The sequence below is a fragment of the Betaproteobacteria bacterium genome, from assembly GCA_016720855.1.
Classification (GTDB): domain Bacteria; phylum Pseudomonadota; class Gammaproteobacteria; order Burkholderiales; family Usitatibacteraceae; genus FEB-7.
In genome coordinates, this window is record JADKJU010000003.1 from 93,978 (window position 1) to 113,872 (window position 19,895).

General features: G+C 68.9%; 17 protein-coding genes and 1 tRNA gene. 8 read left to right on the forward strand and 10 right to left on the reverse strand.

The genetic code is table 11. From position 1 onward, the window contains the following. Nucleotides 1-86 precede the first annotated feature (86 nt). The 4 genes from IPP91_14060 to IPP91_14075 are packed head-to-tail and all read left to right on the forward strand — an operon-like array spanning nt 87 to nt 5,833. On the forward strand, nt 87-2,342 hold the full coding sequence (locus IPP91_14060) for a trehalose-6-phosphate synthase (GenBank protein MBL0143189.1): 2,256 nt from the start codon (nt 87-89) through the stop codon (nt 2,340-2,342). Next, complete coding sequence (otsB, locus tag IPP91_14065) at nt 2,339-3,127, forward strand: trehalose-phosphatase (GenBank protein MBL0143190.1); 789 nt, start codon at nt 2,339-2,341, stop codon at nt 3,125-3,127. The genes IPP91_14060 and otsB overlap by 4 nt, the downstream gene beginning before the upstream one ends. Then, a complete protein-coding gene (locus IPP91_14070) occupies nt 3,124-4,908 on the forward strand; it encodes a glycoside hydrolase family 15 protein (protein ID MBL0143191.1) in 1,785 nt (594 codons plus the stop codon). Before otsB ends, IPP91_14070 begins: the two co-directional genes overlap by 4 nt. 10 nt (nt 4,909-4,918) lie before the next feature. Beyond that, complete coding sequence (locus IPP91_14075) at nt 4,919-5,833, forward strand: ROK family protein (protein ID MBL0143192.1); 915 nt, start codon at nt 4,919-4,921, stop codon at nt 5,831-5,833. Here the strand turns inward: IPP91_14075 and ppa are convergent. Beyond that, nucleotides 5,830-6,372, reverse strand: coding sequence for an inorganic diphosphatase (ppa, locus tag IPP91_14080; GenBank protein ID MBL0143193.1), 543 nt, complete (start codon nt 6,370-6,372; stop codon nt 5,830-5,832). The two genes, IPP91_14075 and ppa, sit on opposite strands and share 4 nt — an antisense overlap. A gap of 133 nt (nt 6,373-6,505) precedes the next feature. Here ppa and IPP91_14085 point away from each other — a divergent pair, with 133 nt between their 5' ends. Beyond that, the gene (locus IPP91_14085; protein ID MBL0143194.1) at nt 6,506-7,084 is read left to right on the forward strand and encodes an HNH endonuclease; all 579 of its coding nucleotides are present in this window, start codon (nt 6,506-6,508) and stop codon (nt 7,082-7,084) included. Nucleotides 7,085-7,567: 483 nt separating this feature from the next. On the opposite strand, the gene menE is transcribed toward IPP91_14085, so the two are convergent. Genes menE through IPP91_14110 form a run of 5 tightly spaced genes read right to left on the reverse strand, consistent with a single transcriptional unit; the run spans nt 7,568 to nt 14,815 of the window. Then, nucleotides 7,568-8,962 carry an o-succinylbenzoate--CoA ligase gene (gene menE, locus IPP91_14090; GenBank protein ID MBL0143195.1) on the reverse strand — a complete coding sequence of 465 codons (1,395 nt, stop codon included), beginning with the start codon at nt 8,960-8,962 and terminating at the stop codon, nt 7,568-7,570. Next, complete coding sequence (locus IPP91_14095) at nt 8,959-9,948, reverse strand: o-succinylbenzoate synthase (GenBank protein MBL0143196.1); 990 nt, start codon at nt 9,946-9,948, stop codon at nt 8,959-8,961. The genes menE and IPP91_14095 overlap by 4 nt, the downstream gene beginning before the upstream one ends. Before the next feature lie 24 nt (nt 9,949-9,972). Then, nucleotides 9,973-10,803 (reverse strand): 1,4-dihydroxy-2-naphthoyl-CoA synthase, encoded by an 831-nt coding sequence (gene menB, locus IPP91_14100; protein ID MBL0143197.1) that lies wholly within the window; start codon nt 10,801-10,803, stop codon nt 9,973-9,975. A 35-nt stretch (nt 10,804-10,838) separates the two neighbouring features. Beyond that, nucleotides 10,839-13,463, reverse strand: coding sequence for a 2-succinyl-5-enolpyruvyl-6-hydroxy-3-cyclohexene-1-carboxylic-acid synthase (menD, locus tag IPP91_14105; GenBank protein MBL0143198.1), 2,625 nt, complete (start codon nt 13,461-13,463; stop codon nt 10,839-10,841). Continuing rightward, nucleotides 13,460-14,815 carry an isochorismate synthase gene (locus IPP91_14110; protein ID MBL0143199.1) on the reverse strand — a complete coding sequence of 452 codons (1,356 nt, stop codon included), beginning with the start codon at nt 14,813-14,815 and terminating at the stop codon, nt 13,460-13,462. Before IPP91_14110 ends, menD begins: the two co-directional genes overlap by 4 nt. A gap of 259 nt (nt 14,816-15,074) precedes the next feature. Between IPP91_14110 and IPP91_14115 the strand changes: the two genes are divergently transcribed. Then, nucleotides 15,075-15,311 (forward strand): DUF2917 domain-containing protein, encoded by a 237-nt coding sequence (locus IPP91_14115; GenBank protein MBL0143200.1) that lies wholly within the window; start codon nt 15,075-15,077, stop codon nt 15,309-15,311. 66 nt (nt 15,312-15,377) lie between these two features. Here the strand turns inward: IPP91_14115 and queA are convergent, their stop codons facing one another. Next, entirely contained in the window at nt 15,378-16,475 is a 1,098-nt protein-coding gene (queA, locus tag IPP91_14120) for a tRNA preQ1(34) S-adenosylmethionine ribosyltransferase-isomerase QueA (GenBank protein MBL0143201.1), read from the reverse strand. 4 nt (nt 16,476-16,479) lie between these two features. Here queA and IPP91_14125 point away from each other — a divergent pair. Then, nucleotides 16,480-16,566 (forward strand) — tRNA-Leu (locus IPP91_14125). A 41-nt stretch (nt 16,567-16,607) separates the two neighbouring features. Here the strand turns inward: IPP91_14125 and IPP91_14130 are convergent. The 3 genes from IPP91_14130 to IPP91_14140 all read right to left on the reverse strand — a co-directional run bounded on the left by IPP91_14130 (nt 16,608) and on the right by IPP91_14140 (nt 19,298). Further along, nucleotides 16,608-17,690 (reverse strand): acyltransferase, encoded by a 1,083-nt coding sequence (locus IPP91_14130; GenBank protein MBL0143202.1) that lies wholly within the window; start codon nt 17,688-17,690, stop codon nt 16,608-16,610. 4 nt (nt 17,691-17,694) lie between these two features. Continuing rightward, on the reverse strand, nt 17,695-18,429 hold the full coding sequence (locus IPP91_14135) for a methyltransferase domain-containing protein (protein MBL0143203.1): 735 nt from the start codon (nt 18,427-18,429) through the stop codon (nt 17,695-17,697). A gap of 212 nt (nt 18,430-18,641) precedes the next feature. Further along, nucleotides 18,642-19,298, reverse strand: coding sequence for a 5-formyltetrahydrofolate cyclo-ligase (locus IPP91_14140; protein MBL0143204.1), 657 nt, complete (start codon nt 19,296-19,298; stop codon nt 18,642-18,644). A gap of 68 nt (nt 19,299-19,366) precedes the next feature. Here IPP91_14140 and IPP91_14145 point away from each other — a divergent pair, with 68 nt between their 5' ends. Continuing rightward, the gene (locus IPP91_14145; GenBank protein MBL0143205.1) at nt 19,367-19,891 is read left to right on the forward strand and encodes a cyclic nucleotide-binding domain-containing protein; all 525 of its coding nucleotides are present in this window, start codon (nt 19,367-19,369) and stop codon (nt 19,889-19,891) included. Nucleotides 19,892-19,895 lie beyond the last annotated feature (4 nt).

Consider the following 19,895-nt stretch of genomic DNA (forward strand, 5'->3'; position numbering starts at 1 on the left):
CCGGTGAGCGCGCGCGGGGGCCCGCAACACGCGCCTCAGGCAACCGCGAGTAGCCCGTGCCCGGCGCGCCGGCTGGATTCCCGACCATGCGGTTGTCCCTGCGGTTCATCGTCCCGCTCATCGTTGCGCTCGGCGCCATCGCCTACGCCGTCGTGCCGCTGGTCGACGACCTCACCCTCAAGTGGTTCGTGCGCGACCTCGACATCCGCACGAAGCTCATCACCGCGGCCATTCAGGAGCCCCTGGCCGACGCGATGTCCGCCGACCTGGACCAACGCGCCCGCCAGCACCGGCTCGAGGCGATCTTCGGCCGCATCATCCAGGACGAGCGGCTCTTCGCGATCGGCTATTGCGACGGCTCGGGGAAGTTCGCCTACCGCACCGTCACGCTGCCGCGCGACATCACCTGCCGCCTGCCGGGACTTCCGGCCCCGGAGTCCGGACGGGTCCACCACTTTGCAGGCGGCTCGCTGCACGTGGCCGCGAACCCCGTGGTGATCGGCGGGACTCGCGTGGGCGAGCTGGTCATCGTCCACGACATGAGCTTCGTCGAGCGCCGCAGCGCCGACACCCGAAAATACATCGTTTACCTCTTTACCGGCATCGGCCTGGTGATCGCGCTCATCACCGTGGTGATCGCGGAGATCTCCTGGCGCGGCTGGGTCGCCGGCATGAAGGCGCTGATCCGTGGCCAGCTCCTGGCCGAATCCCTGGAGCCGCGGGCCAAGGAGCTCAAGCCCCTCGCGCGCGATCTCGAAGCGCTGGTTCGCGACCTGGAAACCGAGCGGCGCATGCGCGACGAGTCGCAGATGAGCTGGGTGCCCGAGACGCTGCGCACGATCCTGCGCCAGGACCTCAAGGGCGACGAGATCCTCATCGTCTCCAACCGCGAGCCCTACATCCATGTGCGCCAGAACGGGCGCGTCGAGGTGCAGCGGCCCGCGAGCGGGCTGGTCACGGCCCTCGAGCCGGTGATGCGCGCCTGCTCCGGCACCTGGATCGCGCACGGCGCCGGAACCGCGGACCGCGACGTGGTCGACGCGAGGGACCACGTGCAGGTGCCGCCCGAGAACCCCGCCTACCAGATCCGCCGCGTCTGGCTCACGAAGGAGGAGGAGGCGGGCTACTACTACGGATTCGCCAACGAGGGCCTGTGGCCGCTTTGCCACAACGCGCACACCCGGCCGGTGTTCCGCGCGGGCGACTGGGAGTATTACCGCACCGTGAACCAGCGCTTCGCCGACACCGTCGTGTCGGAGTCGCGCACGCCCAACCCCATCGTGCTCGTGCAGGACTACCACTTCGCGCTGCTGCCCCGGCTGATCCGGGAGCGGCTGCCGCAGGCGACGATCATCACCTTCTGGCACATTCCCTGGCCCAATCCGGAGTCCTTCGGCGTCTGCCCATGGCGCGAGGAGCTTCTCGAGGGCCTGCTGGGTTCCTCGATCCTGGGCTTCCACACCCAGTTCCACTGCAACAACTTCTTCGAAACCGTCGATCGCTATCTCGAGGCCCGCGTGGATCGCGAGACCTTCACGATCTCCTGCGGCGGGGAGCCCACGGAGGTGCACCGCTACCCGATCTCCATCGAGTGGCCGCTCACGGGGCTCGCCGACCAGCCCCCGGTGGCGGACTGCCGGCGGATCATCCGCGAGCAGTTGGGCATCGCGCCGGAAGCGAAGCTCGGCGTCGGCGTGGATCGCCTGGATTACACCAAGGGCATCCTCGAGCGCTTCGCCGCCATCGAGCGCTTCCTCGAGCAGGAGCCCGCGTGGATCGGCCGGCTCGCCTTCGTGCAGATCGCGGCGCCGAGCCGTTCGAGCATCGACGAGTACCAGTCGCTGGACGCGCGCGTGCGCGCCTCCGCTCAGCGCATCAACGACCGCTTTGCCTCGGCAGGCTGCAAACCGATCATCCTCAAGATCGAGCACCACGACGCCGGAAGCGTCTACACCCACTACCGCGCGGCGGACTTCTGCTTCGTCTCGAGCCTGCACGACGGCATGAACCTCGTCGCCAAGGAGTTCGTGGCGACGCGGGAGGACGAGCGCGGCGTGCTCATCCTGTCGCAATTCGCGGGTGCCGCCCGGGAACTCCCGGAGGCACTCATCGTCAATCCCTACGACACGGAGCAGTGCGCCGCGGCGGTGCGCGACGCCCTCGCCATGCCGCCGGACGAGCAGCGCGCCCGCATGCGCAGCATGCGGGCCCTCCTGATGGAATTCAACGTGTACCGCTGGGCGGGACGGATGCTCCTCGACGCGGCGCGCATGCGCAACCGCCGCCGGCTGTCCGGCGGGGCGCGCCCACAGACGGCGGGACCGCGAGGCAAACGCACATGACGAGCACGGTCGGACGGACCACAATCGGGGCGATGCCGCCGATGCCGGAACACGCGGCCATCTTCCTGGACGTCGACGGCACGCTGGTGCCCCACGCCGATCGCCCCGACGCGGTGCACATCGACGCCTCGCTCTTCGCCCTCCTCGAGCGGCTGGGACGGGCGACCGGCGGCGCGCTCGCACTGATCAGCGGCCGATCGATCGCCGACGTCGACGCCCTCTTCCGCCCTGCCCGGTTCCCGATCGCCGGCCAGCACGGGGCCGAGCGCCGCTCGGCGGATTCGAGCCTGCATTTCCATGCCCCGCTCGGCACGCGGCTCCGGGAGCCGGCCGAGGCGCTGCGTCGCCTGGTGCGCGAGCACCCCGGGCTCCTGCTCGAGGAAAAGGGCGCGAGCCTTGCCCTGCACTACCGCGGCGCGCCGTCCCTCGCCGAGCTCGCCGAGCGCGAGGTCCGGCAGGCTGTCGTCGCCCTGGGCGACGACTTCGAGCTGCAGGCTGGCAAGCTCGTCTTCGAGGTGAAGCCCAGCGGCAAGGACAAGGGCACGGCGATCGACGAGTTCATGTCCGAGGCGCCCTTCGCCGGGCGCCGGCCCGTCTTCGTCGGGGACGACCTGACCGACGAGCTGGGGTTCGAGCGCGTGAACCGGATCGGCGGCGACTCGGTAAAGGTGGGGCCCGGCCCCACGCGGGCGCGGTGGCGGCTGGAAAACGCCGACGCCGTGCGGGCGTGGCTCTCCAATTTCGCGGACTGCGCCGGCGGCGGCGCAAGGAGGCTACCGGCATGAGCAGCCTGCAACTTGGCGCCATCGGCAACTCAAGCGTCGGCGCCCTCATCGACGGACACGGCGAGATCGCGTGGGCGTGCCTGCCGCGCTTCGACGGTGACGCGACCTTCTGCTCCCTGCTTCGACCGCACGAGGGCGACGAGGGCTTCGGCTTCATGGACGTGGAGCTCAGCTGGCTTGCGGACTCGCGGCAGAAGTACCTGCCGAACACGCCAGTGCTCGTCACGCGCCTGCAGGACGACCGGGGCGGCGCCGTCGAGATCGTGGATTTCGCGCCGCGTTTCCGCCAGTTCGGGCGCCTCTTCTGCCCCGCGCAGCTCGTGCGCATTGTGCGACCCCTCTCCGGCAGCCCGCGCATCCGCGTGCGCATGCGCCCGGCCGACGACTACGGACGCCGCCGCCCGGAGGTCACCTCGGGCTCCAACCACATCCGCTACGTGGGCTCGACGAACGTGCTGCGCCTCACCACGGACTGTTCGATCACCGCGATCCTCGAGGAGATGCCCTTCGTGCTGCGCGACCCCATCGCCATGGTGATGGGCCCGGACGAGACGATGCAGGGGTCGTTGGCCGAGGTGGCGCGGCGCTTCCTCGAACTCACCACCGACTATTGGCACGACTGGGTGCGCGACCTCTCCATCCCCTTCGAGTGGCAGGACGAGATCATCCGCGCAGCCATCACCCTCAAGCTCGCCGCCTACGACGACACCGGCGCCGTGATTGCCGCCCTCACGACCTCGATCCCCGAATCGGCCGCGAGCGGACGCAACTGGGATTACCGCTACTGCTGGCTGCGCGACGCCTACTTCGTCGTGAACGCGCTGAACCGCCTCAACGCCACGCGCACGATGGAGCGCTACCTCGGCTACATCATCAACGTGGCGGCGGGAAGCGGCGGGCACCTGCAGCCGGTCTACCGCATCAGCGGGCGCTCCGAGATCGAGGAGACGATCGTCGAAACGCTCCCCGGCTACCGCGGCATGGGACCGGTGCGCGTGGGCAACCAGGCGTTCCGGCAGGTGCAGAACGACGTGTACGGCTCCGCCATACTCGCCGCCACTTACGCCTTCTTCGACCGCCGACTCGCGGCCGTGGGCAACGAGGGGCTATTCCACCGCCTGGAGGTGCTGGGCGCGAGGGCCGCGGAGCTGCACGCCACCCCGGATGCGGGGCTCTGGGAGTTGCGCGGTTCCGAATACGTGCACACCTTCTCGAGCGTCATGTGCTGGGTCGCGTGCGATCGGCTCTCGAAGATTGCGCGCCGGCTGGGCCTCGCCGAGCCCGCCGTGCGCTGGCGCGCGCAGGCCGACCGCATCCACGCCGTCGTGGTGGAGCGCGCCTGGTCGGCGAAGCGGGGCAGCTTCGTGGCCACCTTCGAGGGTGACTCGCTGGACGCGAGCCTCCTGCTGCTGGCCGAGCTCGGCTTCCTGCGCGCGGACGACCCCCGATTCGCCGGTACCGTGGCCGCCGTCGGGCGCGAGCTGCGGCGCGGCGATTTCATCTTCCGCTACACGCAGCCCGACGACTTCGGGGCGCCGGAAAACGCCTTCCTCGTCTGCACCTTCTGGTACATCGACGCACTCGCCGCCCTGGGCCGGCGCGAGGAGGCGCGCGCCCTCTTCGAGTCCACCCTCAAGCGGCGAAACGCGCTCGGCCTGCTGTCGGAGGACGTGGACCCGGTGACTGGCGAGCTCTGGGGCAACTTCCCGCAGACCTACAGCATGGTCGGCCTCATCAACAGCGCCACGCGCCTGTCCATCCCCTGGGACCAGGCGTTCTGACGGGGCGCGCTTGATCCGGATCGGACTCGACCTCGGTGGCACGAAGACCGAGATCGCCGCCCTCGACCGCGACGGCACCGAACTGCTGCGCCGACGCGTACCCACGCCCGCGGGCGCATACGAGGAGTCGGTGCGCACGCTGGCCGGGCTCGTCACGGACGCCGAGCGCGAGCTGGGTAGGCCGGCACGCGTGGGGCTGGGGCACCCCGGCGCCGTCGATCCGGCCACGGGCTTGCTGCGCAACGCCTACGCCACGGTGTTCAACGCGCGGGCGCTGCAGGCGGACCTTTCGCGCGCGCTCGCGCGCGAGGTGCGTTTCGAGAACGACGCCAACTGCTTCGCGCTCTCGGAGGCCACCGACGGCGCAGGCAGCGGCGCCCGCGTCGTGTTCGGTGCGATCCTGGGAACGGGCGCGGGATCGGGCATCGTGATCGAAGGCCACCTGCTGCGCGGCGCTCACGGGCTCGCGGGCGAATGGGGCCACAATCCGCTGCCGTGGATCCGGGCCGACGAACTTCCCGGGCCCCGGTGTTACTGCGGGCGCGACGGCTGCATCGAGCGCTTCGTCTCGGGCCCGGCGCTCGCGGCGGACCACGAGCGCGCTACCGGTATGCGTCTCGATCCCGCCGCCATCATGGCCGCCGCGAACTCCGGCGACGCCGCGTGCCGCGCCAGCCTCGAACGCCACGAGGACCGCGTCGCCCGCGCGCTCGCCCACGTGGTGAACCTCGTCGATCCGGATGTCGTGGTCCTGGGCGGCGGTCTCTCGCACTTCGCCCACCTTTACGAGAATCTGCCCACCCGGATCGCCGCGATCGCCTACGCGAAGGCCTCGCCTCCGATCCTGCGGGCGCGGCACGGTGACGCGAGCGGCGTGCGCGGGGCCGCGATGCTCTGGCCGTCAACCGGCGAAGCGAAAGGCTAGGACTTCTTCCGCGACGGCTTGCAGCGCTTCACGCTGGTCATGATCTCGGCCTTGGCCTCCTCCGGCCCGACCCACCCCTCGATCCGCACCCACTTGCCCGGCTCCAGGTCCTTGTAATGGGCGAAGAAGTGCGTGATCTGCTCGAGCATCATGCTCGGCAGGTCGCGCGGCGTCTCGATCGCGCGGTAGAGCGGCGTGAGCCTGTCGATGGGCACCGCCAGGAGCTTGGTGTCGCCGCCCGCCTCGTCGGTCATCTTGAGCATCCCGATGGGCCGGCAGCGCACGACGACGCCGGGCATCAGCGCGAAGGGCGTCACGACGAGGACATCGGTCGGATCGCCGTCGTCCGACAGCGTGTGCGGGATGTAGCCGTAGTTGCACGGGTAGTGCATCGCCGTCTGCACGAAGCGGTCGACGAAGAGTGCGCCCGTGGCCTTGTCGACCTCGTACTTGATCGGGTCAGCGTTCATCGGGATCTCGATGATCACGTTGAAATCGTTGGGCAGGTCCTTGCCGGCATCGACGCGGTCGAGGTTCATGGATTTCCCTGGGTGGCCGCTGCCCGCACGCGCGGTGAGCGAGCGCTGGCGTTCGGTTGTGGTAAATTGAATCGCGTTGTGGGCAGCATTATCGCAAGTTCCCGATTTGACTGGCAAAAGCCTCTTCAGGCCGATGAACCGATCGCACCCCCTCATCCTCACGCTGGACCAGCATGGGGTTCCGCACCGCTGGGTGACCTGGCAGCAGGCCGTCTGGTACTACGCCAAGGAAAGCGTGGCGTGGGAGACCGGCCGCGAGGCCTTCACGATCTGGGGCGGCCTCTCCCAGCTCACGGGCAAGCGCTCCAGCATCACGGCGAACTCCATCATCGCCATCCGCGGCAAGGCGCTCGCGATCAGGAGCTTCCGGCAGACGCCGCCGCTCAACAACAGCGAGTTGTTCCATCGGGACCGCGCCGTCTGCGCCTTCTGCGGCGGCATCTTCGCGCCGCTCAGGCTCACGTGCGATCACATCCTGCCGATGTCGCGGGGCGGCCGCGATGCCTGGATGAATGTCGTGACCGCGTGCCGGTCGTGCAACCAGCGCAAGGGCAACCGCACGCCGGAGGAGGCGCATATGCAGCTCCTCTACGCGCCCTACGTGCCCAACCGCGCGGAATTCCTCATCCTCGCCAACCGCCGCATCCTGGCCGACCAGATGGAGTTCCTGAAGCAGCACGTCTCCGCGAACTCCCGCCTGCACGCCGCATAGTGGACGGTTCGCGCCGCGGCACGTAGGCGCGGATTCCGGTTGGCGGTTCGTGCTGCGGGGATCGGACCCTGGTGACAGTGGGGTACTCCGTTCTCGGGCGCGGGTCGAATGGCGATACTGCGGAAATCGGAGCCTGGTGACAGTGGGGTACTCCGTTCTCGGGCGCGGGTCGAATGGCGATACTGCGGAAATCGGAGCCTGGTGACAGTGGGGTACTCCGTTCTCGGGCGCGGGTCGAATGGCGATACTGCGGAAATCGGACCCTGGCCACCATGGGGTTGATGTGGGTTGGGTTTCTTTTTTGGCTTTTTGGCCGAGTCAAATTGCTCCGGGCATCACGGGCAGGACCCATGTCGAAACGCTTGCGGCATCGAAACTGACGGCACGTTCATTCGGCCAAAAAGCCAAAAAAGAAACCCAACCCACATCAACCCCTATTCGCACCGGTCCACACTCCCTGGCACGACGGCCGGACCCTACGGTTCAGATCGACCCAGTTACACGATTCCGGACCGCGAGGCGGTCGGGCTTGCCATTGGCCAGCCGGGGGATCTCGTCCGTGAACACGATGCGCGGCAGCTTGTAGCGCGCCAGGCGAGGCTCCAGGAACGCGCGCAGGTCGGGCGAACCCGGGCGTTGCAGCGCCACGACGGCCAGCGGCACCTCTCCCCACTTCTCGTCCGGCACGCCGATCACGATCGCATCGGCGACATCCGGATGCTCGCGAAGCGCATGCTCGATCTCGGCCGGGTAGACATTCTCGCCGCCGGAGATGATGAGATCGTCGCGCCGCGAAAGGACCCGCAGCGCCCCCTGGGCATCGAGTTCGCCCAGGTCGCCGGTGCGAAGCCATCCGTCGCGAAGGACGGCCTCCGTGGCCACTGAATCATCGAGGTAGCCTCGCATCACGATGGGTCCGCGCACTTCGATCACGCCATCGTCGGCGATGCGCAGCTCGATGCCCGGAAGCGCCGTTCCCGCGGTACGGCGCTGCGCGAGCGCCGCTCCCGGACGGACGAGCGTGGCCATCGAGCAGGTTTCGGTGAGACCGTAGGTGGCGAGCGCCTGGGGGCAGGCGTCGAGCAATCCCGGGCTCACGGGTCCGCCGCCCACGACCACGGCGCGCACGCGCTCCGGCAGGAGGCGGCCCCCGCGCGTCTCCAGGATGCGACGAAGGGTGGCATCGACCACCGAAAGGTGGGTGACCCCCTGTTCCTCGATGGCACGGTCGAGATGATCGGCCGAGAACGATTCCGGAATCACCACGCACGCGCCCGCCTGCGTGCAGCGCTGGACGATGCCCATGCCACCCACGTGGAAAAAGGGCAATGAAGCGAGCCAGCGATCGCCGGGGCCGATCGGCAGCACGGCGGCCGTCGCCCGGGCGCTGGCGAGCTGGTTGCCGCGTGAGAGGACGGCGCCCTTGGGCCGGCCCGTGGTTCCCGACGTGAAGACGATCGCCGCATCGCGGATCGCCTCGTCGCAGCCGGGCGCAGCCGCGGTATCGCCGGCGGGCAGCGCGTGCCATTCGGACAGGGACACGATGCGGCTTGTGCGAACGGACCGCGCGGCCAGCGTGTCGCTCGCGACGACGACCGGCAGGTCGGCGCGCGCCACCTGCCATTCGATCTCGGCATCGGTCAGGCGCGTATTGAGCGGCACCAGGACACCACCGGCCCGGGCGACCGCGAGGGCCATGGCGATCCAGTCGGGAGAATTCTCCGCCCACAGCCCGACGCGGGTTCCCTCCCGCACGCCCAGCGTCCTCAGGCGCCCCGCCGACGCGATGACCTCCTGCACCAGCTCGGCATAAGTGAGAGTCGTGCCACCGGCAATGACCGCGGCCGACAGGGAAAAGGGGACAGACCCCCTTTTCATGGATCGAAAAAGGGGTCTGTCCCCTTTTCCCGCAGGCGGACGCCCAGGCCGGGCGCCGTCGGCACCTGAATCTCCCCCGCATGGGGCGGGTCGAGGCCTTCGACCGGTGCCTCCTCGAGCAGCCCGACGGTGGCGAGCCCGTGCGCCCGCTCCGGCCCGGGCAGGCTCGCGGCAAGGTGCAGGGCGCCGGCCACGCCCACCGCCGTATCGAAGACGGAAGTGATGACCACGCCGATGCCGGCATCGATCGCGGCGCAGGCCAGCTCGCGCGTCGCGCGAACGCCGCCCAGGGCCATGGGCTTGAGCACCAGCACGTCCGCGCCGCGCTCGCGCATCACTCGCCAGCCGTCTTCCAGGGTTCGCACATCCGCGGCAACGGGAATATTGGTTCTCCGCCCGACGGGCCGCGAGTCACCGGCCACCGGGTCCTCCACGTATTCGATGTTGCAGCCCTCGACCGCGTTGAGCACGTGCAAGGCGGTCGCCTCGTCCCAGGCGCCATTGGCGTCGATGCGGATCGCCACCGCCGCGCCCACCCGTTCGCGCACTGCCATGATCCGTGCGATGTCCTCGCCAGGCGTGGCGGAGGCAACCTTGAGCTTCACCGACCGGTAGCCCTCGCCAACGGCTCTCGCCGCTTCGGCTGCCGTCGCCTCGGCGCCGGTCGAGAAAAGCAGCGCGTTCACCGAGACCCGGGAGCGCGGAGCATCGGAAAGCAGGAACGACACCGGCCGCCCGATGCGTTGTCCTTCGAGATCCAGCGACGCAAGGTCGAAAGCGGCCTCGCGAAAGGGACCTTCCTCGATCGCCCTGGCGAGCGCCTCCGGGGAATCGAGGGGTTCCAGGGGCGCGGCCTCGCCAAGACCCACGTGCCCCGCATCGTTCCCGGCGCGAAGCCAGGCTCCGCGACGAACCCGCCACGCGCCCGCGGCCGTCACGACCGGGCTGCGGAAGGCGATGGCGTAGGGGATGAATTCGTGGCGCAAGCGCAGGGCCGGGCGCGGGCCGCCTCAGGGCAGGCGCTTGAACTTGCCGAAATCGGGAGGTCGCTTCTCGATGTAGGCGTTGCGGCCTTCCTGCGCCTCCTGGCTCATGTAGTAGAGCAGCGTCGCATTGCCGGCAAGCTCCTGGATGCCGGCCTCACCGTCGTAGTGCGCATTGAAGGCGCTCTTGAGACAGCGAAGCGCGAGCGGGCTGTGCTGCAGGATCTCGCGGCACATCGCCACGGTTTCCTTCTCGAGATCCTTCAGCGCAACGACGGCATTGACGAGTCCCATCTCGAGCGCCTGCTTCGCGTCGTACTGGCGGCAGGTGAACCAGATCTCCTTCGCCTTCTTCGGGCCCACGAGGTCGGCGAGGACGCTCGCCCCGAAGCCTCCATCGAAGCTGCCCACACGCGGGCCGGTCTGTCCGAAGCGCGCGTTGTCCGCCGCGATGGTGAGGTCGCACACCACGTGCAGCACGTGGCCGCCGCCAATGGCGTAGCCCGCCACCATCGCGATGACCGGCTTGGGGCACGAGCGGATCTGCTTCTGCAGGTCGAGCACGTTCAGCCGTGGCACGCCGTCCAGGCCCACGTAGCCCTTGTCGCCACGGATGCGCTGGTCGCCGCCGGAGCAGAACGCGAGGTCGCCCGCGCCCGTGATGACGATCACGCCGATGGCCGGGTCCTCGCGCGCGTCGTTGAAGGCGCGCATGAGTTCGCCCAGCGTGGTCGGGCGGAAGGCGTTGCGGACCTCGGGACGGTTGATCGTGAGCTTCGCGATCCCCTCGGCCTTGTGGTACAGGATGTCCTCGAACTTCCCGGCGGCCTTCCAGGCGATGGACTTGGCTTTCTTCATGAGTCGATGCTCCTAAAAAAAAGGGGACAGACCCCTTATCCGGAAATGGGGTCTGTCCCCATTTTCAGGAAGTCCTCGAGTTCGGCGGCGCAGGCCTGAGCGCGCTCGAGCGGCACCGCGTGACCCGCCTGGGCAACGATGCGCAGCACAGAGCCCGGAATGCGGCCGGTCATTGTGCGTGCAATGCCGGTGAATTTCGTGTCGAGCTCTCCCGCCACCACGAGCACCGGCAGGGTCAGGCGCTCGAGCTCTTCATGGACAGGGGGTTGGAAACCCGTGCCGAAGGCGCGCAGTGCGCCGGCGAGCCGGGCGGGATCCTGCCCGAGGCGCTGCTTGCGCATCGCCTCGCGAAGCGCCGGGGGAGCCGCGGATTGCGAAGCGAAAAGCGGATTGGCTTCCCATTGCCGGCTGAAGGCATCGATGCCGTCACGCTCGATGGACGCGGCGAGTTCCAGGTCGGCTGCGGCCCGCGCGGCCCGCTCGCCTGCGTCTGCGATTCCCGGCGTGGCGCCGATGAGCGCGAGTGCAGCGACGCGATCCGGATGGCGCAGCGCGAGGCCCAACGCCAGGCGCCCGCCCATCGAGTAGCCGGCAAGCGCGAAGCGGCCCACGCCGAGTTCGTCCATCAGCAGGGCCAGCGCATCGGCAGCCCGATCGAGTCGCCACGATTCAGGCGGCAGCGGCGCATCCGTTCCGCCGTGCCCCGGCAGGTCCGGGAAGATGCAATGGCGGCGCGGCAGCGCGTTGGCTACCGGCAGCCAGAATTCGCCCGTGCCCGTGAACCCGTGCAACAGGACGAGCGGCAAGCCTTTCGGCAGCCCGCGGCGCCGGACCTGCCACGAAAGGCCCCCCGCCTCCACGCGATCGGCGTGCACACCGGCAAGGCGCGTGAGCGCCACCTGCTCGCGCACCGTTTCTTCCCGGCCGGTGCGCCATTCGATGACTCGAACCCCGGCACCTGACAGGGTTTCGGCGGTGAGCGAGGCGACCTCTTCAAGGCTGCCGGCCACGCGATGCTCGATGCCGCAAGCGCCCGAAAGCGACGCGAGGTCGCAGCCGTGCGGCGTGCCGAAGAGCGGCTCGAAGGCCTCGGTGTGCTGCGCCACCGGCAGGTGCGAGAAGATGCCGCCGCCTCCGTTCTCGAGGAGAAGCACGACAAGCGGCGAGCGCAGGTCTCGCGCCGCACGCAGCCCCCCCGCATCGTGCAGGAACGCGAGGTCGCCGGTGACCAGCAGCGTGGGCGCACCGCTTCCGCGGGCTACGCCGATCGCCGTCGAGACGATGCCGTCGATGCCGTTGGCGCCGCGATTCGCGAAGACCTCGACGCCTTTCGCCAAGGCGGTCACGTACATCTCGGCCCAGCGGATGGGCATGCTGCTCGAAAGGAACAGCGCCGCGCCGGCAGGAAGCGCGCTGCAGGCGGCTGCGACTGCCGCGGCCTCGCCAGGGGCCTGCGCGAGCAACGCGCGTGCGCCGGTTTCAGCCGATTGCAGCGCGGCGATCCAGTCCTCGTCGCGCGAGCCGCGCCTGGCATGGCTCGCGAGCGCCTCGCACAGCGCGCCGGCGTCGGCTACGATCATCTCGCCCACAATCGCGTCCGGATCGCGGCGCCGTTCGTCCGGCTGGATCGCGACGAGCGGCGGGCGATGCCGCGACAGCCAGGCCGCCAGGGTCTTCGACGTCGGTATCCCGCCCAGGCGCAGGACGAAATCGGGCGCCAGCGCCGCCATGGCCTCGTCGCGCAGGAACAGGTCGGCGTGCGAGCAGGCGACCACGCCTTCGGGCAACGCCGCGCTTCGAAGTCCCGAAGCAATATCGGCGAAAACCGGAAGCCCGGCGGCGCGGGCCAGTGCAAGCATGGTCGCCGCCTCTTCCGGTGCGGCAGCGCCCGGGCCCGCGATGAGCAGCGGACGCCGCGATTTCTCGAGGCGCGCGGCAAGCCCCGCCAGCACCGGAAGAGCAGGCAGTGCTCGCGGGGAAGGGGGCGCAGTCATGCAGGCGCGCAGCGCCGGAACGAGCGCCACCCAGTCGGCCTCGCACGCGGCCATGCCTTCCGGCGGAGGAACCAACGGCTCGCGAAACGGCATGTTGAGGTGTGCCGGTCCCACGGCGCCGGCCGTCGTCGCAACGCACGCATCGCGCCCGGCTTGCGCGGCCATGGCCGGAGTCGATCCCGCATCATCGGGACACGGCAGGTCGCGGAAGTGGCGAACGTGGGATCCGTACAGGCCGACCTGGTCGATGGTCTGTGGCGCGCCCGTTGCGCGAAGCTCGGGCGGACGGTCCGCGGTCAGCACGACGAGCGGCACGCCGGAAAGAAACGCCTCGACTACCGCCGGCAGGTAATTGGCGGCCGCGGTGCCGGAGGTGCACACCAGGGCCACGGGCGCTCGCGTCGCCTTGGCAATGCCGAGCGCGAGGAACGCGGCGCTTCGCTCGTCGATCTGCACGCTGACCGCCAGGCGCGGATCGAGGCGCGCGGCGAAGGCCAGCGGCGAGGAACGCGAACCCGGGCTCAGGCACACGTGACGCACGCCGCCCGCGACCAGCCCCTCGAGAAGGGCGCGTGCCCAGAGGAGGTTCGCCCGCGCGGTGAGCGCAGGGCCGGCCGTCGCGTTGCCTTCCTGTGGCGCGGCGGCCCCTGCGCCGACCGGGGTCAAGCCCGCTCCGTGAACAACTGGGTGAATGAAGCAGCCTTGCGCGCCGTCTCGTCCCACTCGGCATGCGGGTCGGAGCCGCGTACGATCCCGGCGCCGCCGAAAGCGGTCATGCGGTTGCCCCGAACGATGCCGGAACGGATGGCGACCGCGAAGTCCGCCGCATCGTGCCCGACCCAGCCGACGAGCCCGGCGTACCAGCCGCGCGAGCGCTGCTCCAGCGCGTGGATCAGATCCATCGCGCGAAGCCGCGGCGAGCCGCCCACGGCCGGCGTGGGATGCAAGGCCCCGATCAACTCGCTCAGCCCGACGCCCTGGCGCAGGTGCGCACGCAGCGGGCTCCAGAGGTGGAGCACCTCGGCGAGCGACAGGATGCGCGGTGCGGACGGCGATTCCACCTCGCGCACGTGCGGTGCGATCGCCGCGAGGATCTCCTCGAGAACGATGCGGTGCTCGCGGCCATCCTTCTCGCTCGCCAGGAGCGCGGCCGCGTTGCGAGCCTCGGCCTCGGAGGATTCCCCGCGCGCAATCGTTCCCGCGAGGCAATCGCACGCGATGGCCGACCCACGCTGGGAAACGAGCCGCTCCGGGCTTGCGCCCATGAAGGCCGACGCCGCGTCGAAGCGAAGGCAGAAGCGCAGCCCGTGCGGATCGCGCTCGTGGATGAGGCGAAGCAGTTCCCAGGGATCGATGGGGCGATCGGCGTCGAGAGCGATGTCGCGCGACAGCACGACCTTGCGCACCGACTCCGTCTCGATGGCGCGAAGCACAGTCTGCACGGCGCCGGTCCAACGCTCGCGGGATTGCGGCAACACCGTTTCCGTCACGCGTATGGGAACCGCCGCTCCGCAATCCTCGCGCGCGGCCTCCTGGATGCGCTCGATGAGGCGGCGTGCCTCGGGCTCGGGCGTGCCGAGCACCATCACGTCCGTCCGGCCTCGCGCCTGCCGCAACAGCACGCGCGGCAGCACCAATCGGGCGGCGTCTGCACCGGGCCAATCCGGGTTGGCCCCCTGGCGCGGATCGAAGGCCAGGCCGCCGACGTAACGAACCATGCCCGGCTCCGGCGAAAGGCTCGCCAGGACCTTCAAGCGATCACGGGCACGGGCCAGGACCTCGAGAGCCGCGGCGAATCCGGCACCCGCAGGCGCGACAATCGAATCGATCTCTCCCAGCGCGAGCCAGCGCTCCCCGGTCGCGGAGGAATCCGACCAGCCGATCTGCGGCAGGAAAGGGGCCTGCATACCCAGCCGCGTCGGCAGGGCGTAGAGGTTGTCGCAGGCGATGGACGCGCGGGCGCCGACGGCCGCGAGGCCCGACTCGAGCGCCGGCGCCGTCGTCAACACGTCATCCACGAAACTTCTCCGGTCTCATCTGTCCGATCGAACGCCACGGGAACCGGTCGATTGAATTGCTGGGACCCGAATTATACAAACGGCGCCCGTCCCGCACGTGTGCAGAATCAACCGGGAACCGGGGGCGTTACGCATTAGCTATTCTATCTCATCAGGCTCGAAAAACTCGTTTGTTCCGGGCTTCGCTGCGGCGCAGCATGAACGAATCGAAGCGCGGTCCTGGCTGTCGGGGCTCGCGCGCCCAACCCAGAGAGACGCCATGCACCTGAACATCACCTCCTCCAAAGTCGCCCTCGAATCCGGCCAGGTCCTTACCCTCGACGATGCCGCGGGCGTTCACATCCGCCCGCGCGGCGCCAAGGTATGGGTCACCGAGGAAGGCGATTGCAGCGACTTCGTCGTGAACCCCGGCGAGGACTTCGTCGTCTCCCACGGCGGCCGCACGGTGGTGCAGGCCATCGACACGACCTGGGTGGACTTTCAGGAAGCCGCCTGACCCTGTAGAACGAAAAGGGGTCGGATGACTTTGCGCATTTTCTGTGCAAAGTCATCCGACCCCTTTTCAATCGTCTCGGTTGCGGTCGAGCAGCATCGCGTCCCCGTAGGAAAAGAAGCGGTAGCGCTGCGCGATGGCGTGCGCGTAGGCGCGGCGAACGCGGTCGGTGCCCGAGAACGCCGAGACGAGCATGAGCAGCGTCGATCTCGGCAGGTGAAAGTTGGTGACCAGGCGGTCCACGACCCTGAACCGGAAGCCGGGCACGATGAAGAGTCTAGTCTCGGCGGCCTGCGCATGAAGAGTGCCCGCCGCGGCGCCGGATTCCAGCGCGCGAAGCGTCGTCGTGCCCACCGCCACGACGCGCCCTCCCCTCGCCTTCGCGGCGGCTATCGCGCCCACGGTGGCTTCGGGAATGCTGTACCACTCTCCGTGCATCACATGCGACGCGATGTCGTCGCCCCTCACCGGCTGGAAGGTGCCTGCGCCCACGTGCAGCGTGACGCGCGCCGAGTCGAGCCCTTTTGCCTTGAGCGCCCCGAGGACCGCCTCGTCGAAATGCAGTCCGGCCGTCGGCGCCGCCACCGCGCCGGGCACCGTGGCGTACACCGTCTGGTAGCGCGACTCGTCATCGGCCTGCGGCGCGTGCGTGATGTAGGGTGGCAACGGCACCTCGCCGTGAGTTGCCAGGACGTCGAGCACCGGCCAACCCGCCTCGAAGCGCAACTCGAAGAGCTCGCCCCGGCGCCCGATCACCTCGGCCGTCACGCCCGGGGCGAAGACAAGCCTGCGCCCGGGCTTTGGCGTCTTGCTCGCCCGGACATGCACGAGCGCGGTGTCCTCGCCCAGCACGCGCTCGACGAGCGCCTCCACCTCGCCGCCCGTGTCCTTGCGGCCGCGCAGCCGCGCCTTGATCACGCGCGTGTCGTTGAAGACGAGAAGATCGCGCGCGTCGAGCAGCGAGGGCAGGTCGCGGAAGGCAAGATCGCGCAATTCGCCCGCGGGTTCCACGCGCAGCAGGCGGCTGGACGCACGCTCTGGCGCCGGGTGCTGCGCGATCAGTTCCGGGGGCAGTTCGTAATCGAAGTCGGATAGCTTCACCCGTCGATTATAATTTGACACCGAGCCCCCCCCTTCCTCCGGGAAAGGGGACGGGAGCAAGGGCATCAGGGCCGGGATGGCGGAATCGGTAGACGCAGCGGACTCAAAATCCGCCGGTGGAAACACTGTGGGGGTTCGAGTCCCCCTCCCGGCACCAGGCAGCGGCGCGGCTTTCCGCGGCGCCTGCCGGTCGTGCACTCATGACGTGCCCCTGCGCGGGCTGGAGGTGAGCCTGCGTGCCGCCGCGATGAACGGCCTTTCGATGCCGTGATAGGTGACCGTGGCGATCACGACCGTCACTCCCAGCGCAAGCGCAACCATGACGGGCAGCGGCGCCAGCGCGCTCGAGAGGCCGCCGGAGTCGAGAAGCGCGACGAGCAGGCCGACGGCAAACGTGTGGAACAGGTAGATGGAATAGCTGATGACGCCAAGCCGGGCGATGATTTCCATCGATCGATGCCTGGACGAACACACGATCCAGAATAGCCCCAGGGCCGTCGGATAGGACACCCCCCAGCGCAGGTCGCTGGGGCTGCTCGAGTGGAAGTACCTCGCAAGTGCGTAGAGGGACGGCGCGAGCACCAGCGCGGTGGCGATCCAGGGCAACCATTGCTGCAGGGCGACATCCTGCGTGGCGCGAGGCGGGCTGAAGCGGGTGGCATGAAACAGCGCCCCCCAGAGCATGAAGGCGAGGTTCAGCGGCAGGGACTGCCACTCCAGGCGCCTGGCGGCGGGAATCACGTCGAACATGAGGCCCGCGAAGACGAGGATCAGGAACGCGATGATCGACAACAACGCGGCAGGCCGGAACAGGTATCCGGCACTCCATAGCAGCGCGGCAGCCGCGTAGAAGATCAGCTCCGTTTCGAGCGTCCAGTACACCCCGAGAAGGGGCTCGAAGCCGATCAGGGCGGGAACCATGGTCAGGTTGGCCAGGAGGGTCGAGACCGACCTGTCCGTCCCGGCAACCCAGGCGGCGACCATGACCGACACCCAGAACAACGGGAAAAGCCGGAACGCGCGGCGAACGGCAAACCGGGCCAGCGTCATCCCTCGCGTGCCCAGGCTGTGGGCGACGACGAATCCGCTGATGATGAAGAAAAGCACGACCCCGATTCGCCCGAAGTCGATCCCCAGGGCGATCCGGCTGAGCAGGACGCTGTGCCCGGCGCTGGCCGCGTAGGGCGCGAAGATCTCGCTCGCGTGAGTGATGAGCACGAGCACCGCAGCCACGCCGCGTAACTCGTCAATCTGCGCAAATCGCTGAGTGCCCGGCGTCATGTTCTCAGCGCCTGGTCGCGAAGTACCTGTAGCTGACGAATGCAGCCCCGGAAAAGTCGTATCGCTCCACCTCCACAACGGACATGCCTTTCTCGCCGAGGAGCCGCAGCACCTCCTCCCGCCTGTTGGTGTGCATTTCCATCACATGGCCCCTGCCGTACCGGAGCCTTCTCGCCAGATTCAGGACCCGGTTGCCCAGCAGGATGTGGAGCAGGCCGTGGACCGTCCTCGCGTCCGGGTGTGACGGCGTCTGGAACACGAGCGTTCCCCCGGGGCGCAGGACGCGGCAGAACTCCCGGATCAAGGATTGCTGGGTCGTCCTCGGCGCATGCTGGAGGGCGATCACGCTGTAGATGAAATCGACCGTTCCATCGTCGATGTCCGCCAGGCTGCGGCCATCGTTGCGCAGGAATCGAATGTTCGGAAATCCGGCATTCTCCGACCGTGCCACCGACAGCATCGCTTCGGAAATATCGACGCCCACGACGTGCCGGAACTTCATCGCCAGCGCCCGGCTCAAGCGCCCGACGCCGCATCCGTAATCCAGCGCAAGACCGGATCCGGGCTGAATGCGAAGGCGGGAAAGCTTCTCCAGCAGGCCGTCGATTTCGTCGATGCCCGTCTGGAAGAATTCCTCCTTGTCCCAGCGCCCCCCTTTCTTCGCCGGGTCGGTGAGTACGGCCCAATAGGGATCGTTGGCGCCGAGCGCCTCCCATTGCTGTCGGCATCGGTCGGTCATGGAGAGTTCATCTCCCTGCCCGCCCCTGCACCGCAAGCAGGTACCGGATCACTGTCGCTCATCATGACTTCCCGTGAAATCTGGTCGCTTTCAATGCACGCGGCTGCATGCCGCCGGTTCATGGTGATGCCGGCGGGACGACAACCGGCTACGGCGGTGAATCGATGAAAACGGGCAGCGACATCAGCACGCTGCGCCAGGGGCGCCAACGCTCAGTTGCCCTCGAAGCCCGGACCGGGGACGAGCCGGCCTTCGGTTGCGCGCCGATAGCACCCGCGCTCGGTCACCACGAAATCCGCCGGGATGTCCCACGACTGCGGATGGATCGTCTCCATGCGCGCAAGCTCGAAGGTGACGCCGATCACCCGCGGGCGAACCGCGAGACTCGCGAGCGTGCGGTCGAAGAAGCCCGCGCCGTAGCCCAGCCGGTAGCCTTGCGCATCCCACCCGTTCATCGGCAGCAGCACCGTATCGGGAACCACCTCGCGCGAATCGACCGGATAGGGGATCTTCATCGCGCCTTCCGCGAGCAGCACGCCCGGATGCCATTCGCGGAAGGCGAGCGGCGTTCGCGGCGCCACCACCACCGGCAGCGCCGTGACTGCGCCGCGTTCACGCAGCTTCCTCGCCAGGTAGCGTCCATCGTATTCGGCAAGCACCGGCCAGCAGAGCGCGACTACGCCGCTCGCCAGATCCGCAAACGCGGACTCGAGGTGGGCATCGATGCGTGCACGCCACCCCCCGAGCGTCACGGGGTCGATCGCGGTTCGCACCGCGATGAGCCGCTTGCGTTCGGCCTTTCGCCATGCTCTGAGGTCGTCGGGGCTCATCGTGGGCGTTTTCGCGAGGCCCCATTGTAGCAGCGCCATTCGGCGCCTTTCCGCTACACTCGGCGCCGTCAGCGGTTTCACCGCCGCGCCCGCCCGGGAGTGCCGCCATGCGCAAGGTCCTGCTCATCTTCAGCGAAATGACCGACGGCGACGTCGACTGGCTCTCGAAATCCGGTGAGCGCATCCGCGTCGATGCCGGGGCCACGCTGGTGCCGCTGGGTGCGCGCGTGGACAACATCTGGTTCGTGCTCGATGGCGCCCTGTCAGTGCACACCGCGTCGGGCACCCAGCTCGCCGTGATGGGTTCGGGAGAGATCGTCGGCGAGATGTCGCTCGTGGACCCGGCGCCGACCGCGGTATCCGTGCGCGTGGCGAACGACGCGACGCTGCTCAGGATCTCGGATGACACCGTGCGCGCGAAGCTTGCCGAGGACCCCGCCTTCGCCGCCCGCTTCTACCGCGCGCTTTGCGTCTTTCTCGCCAGCCGCCTTCGCAGCACGACGCGGCGCATGGGCTACGGGACCGACGCCGAGGACGAGAACGCCAAGGACGAACTGACGGACGACCTGCTGGACAACGTCCACCTCGCGGGCGCGCGCTTCGACCGCATGCTCAAGCGCCTCGCGGGCTGAACGC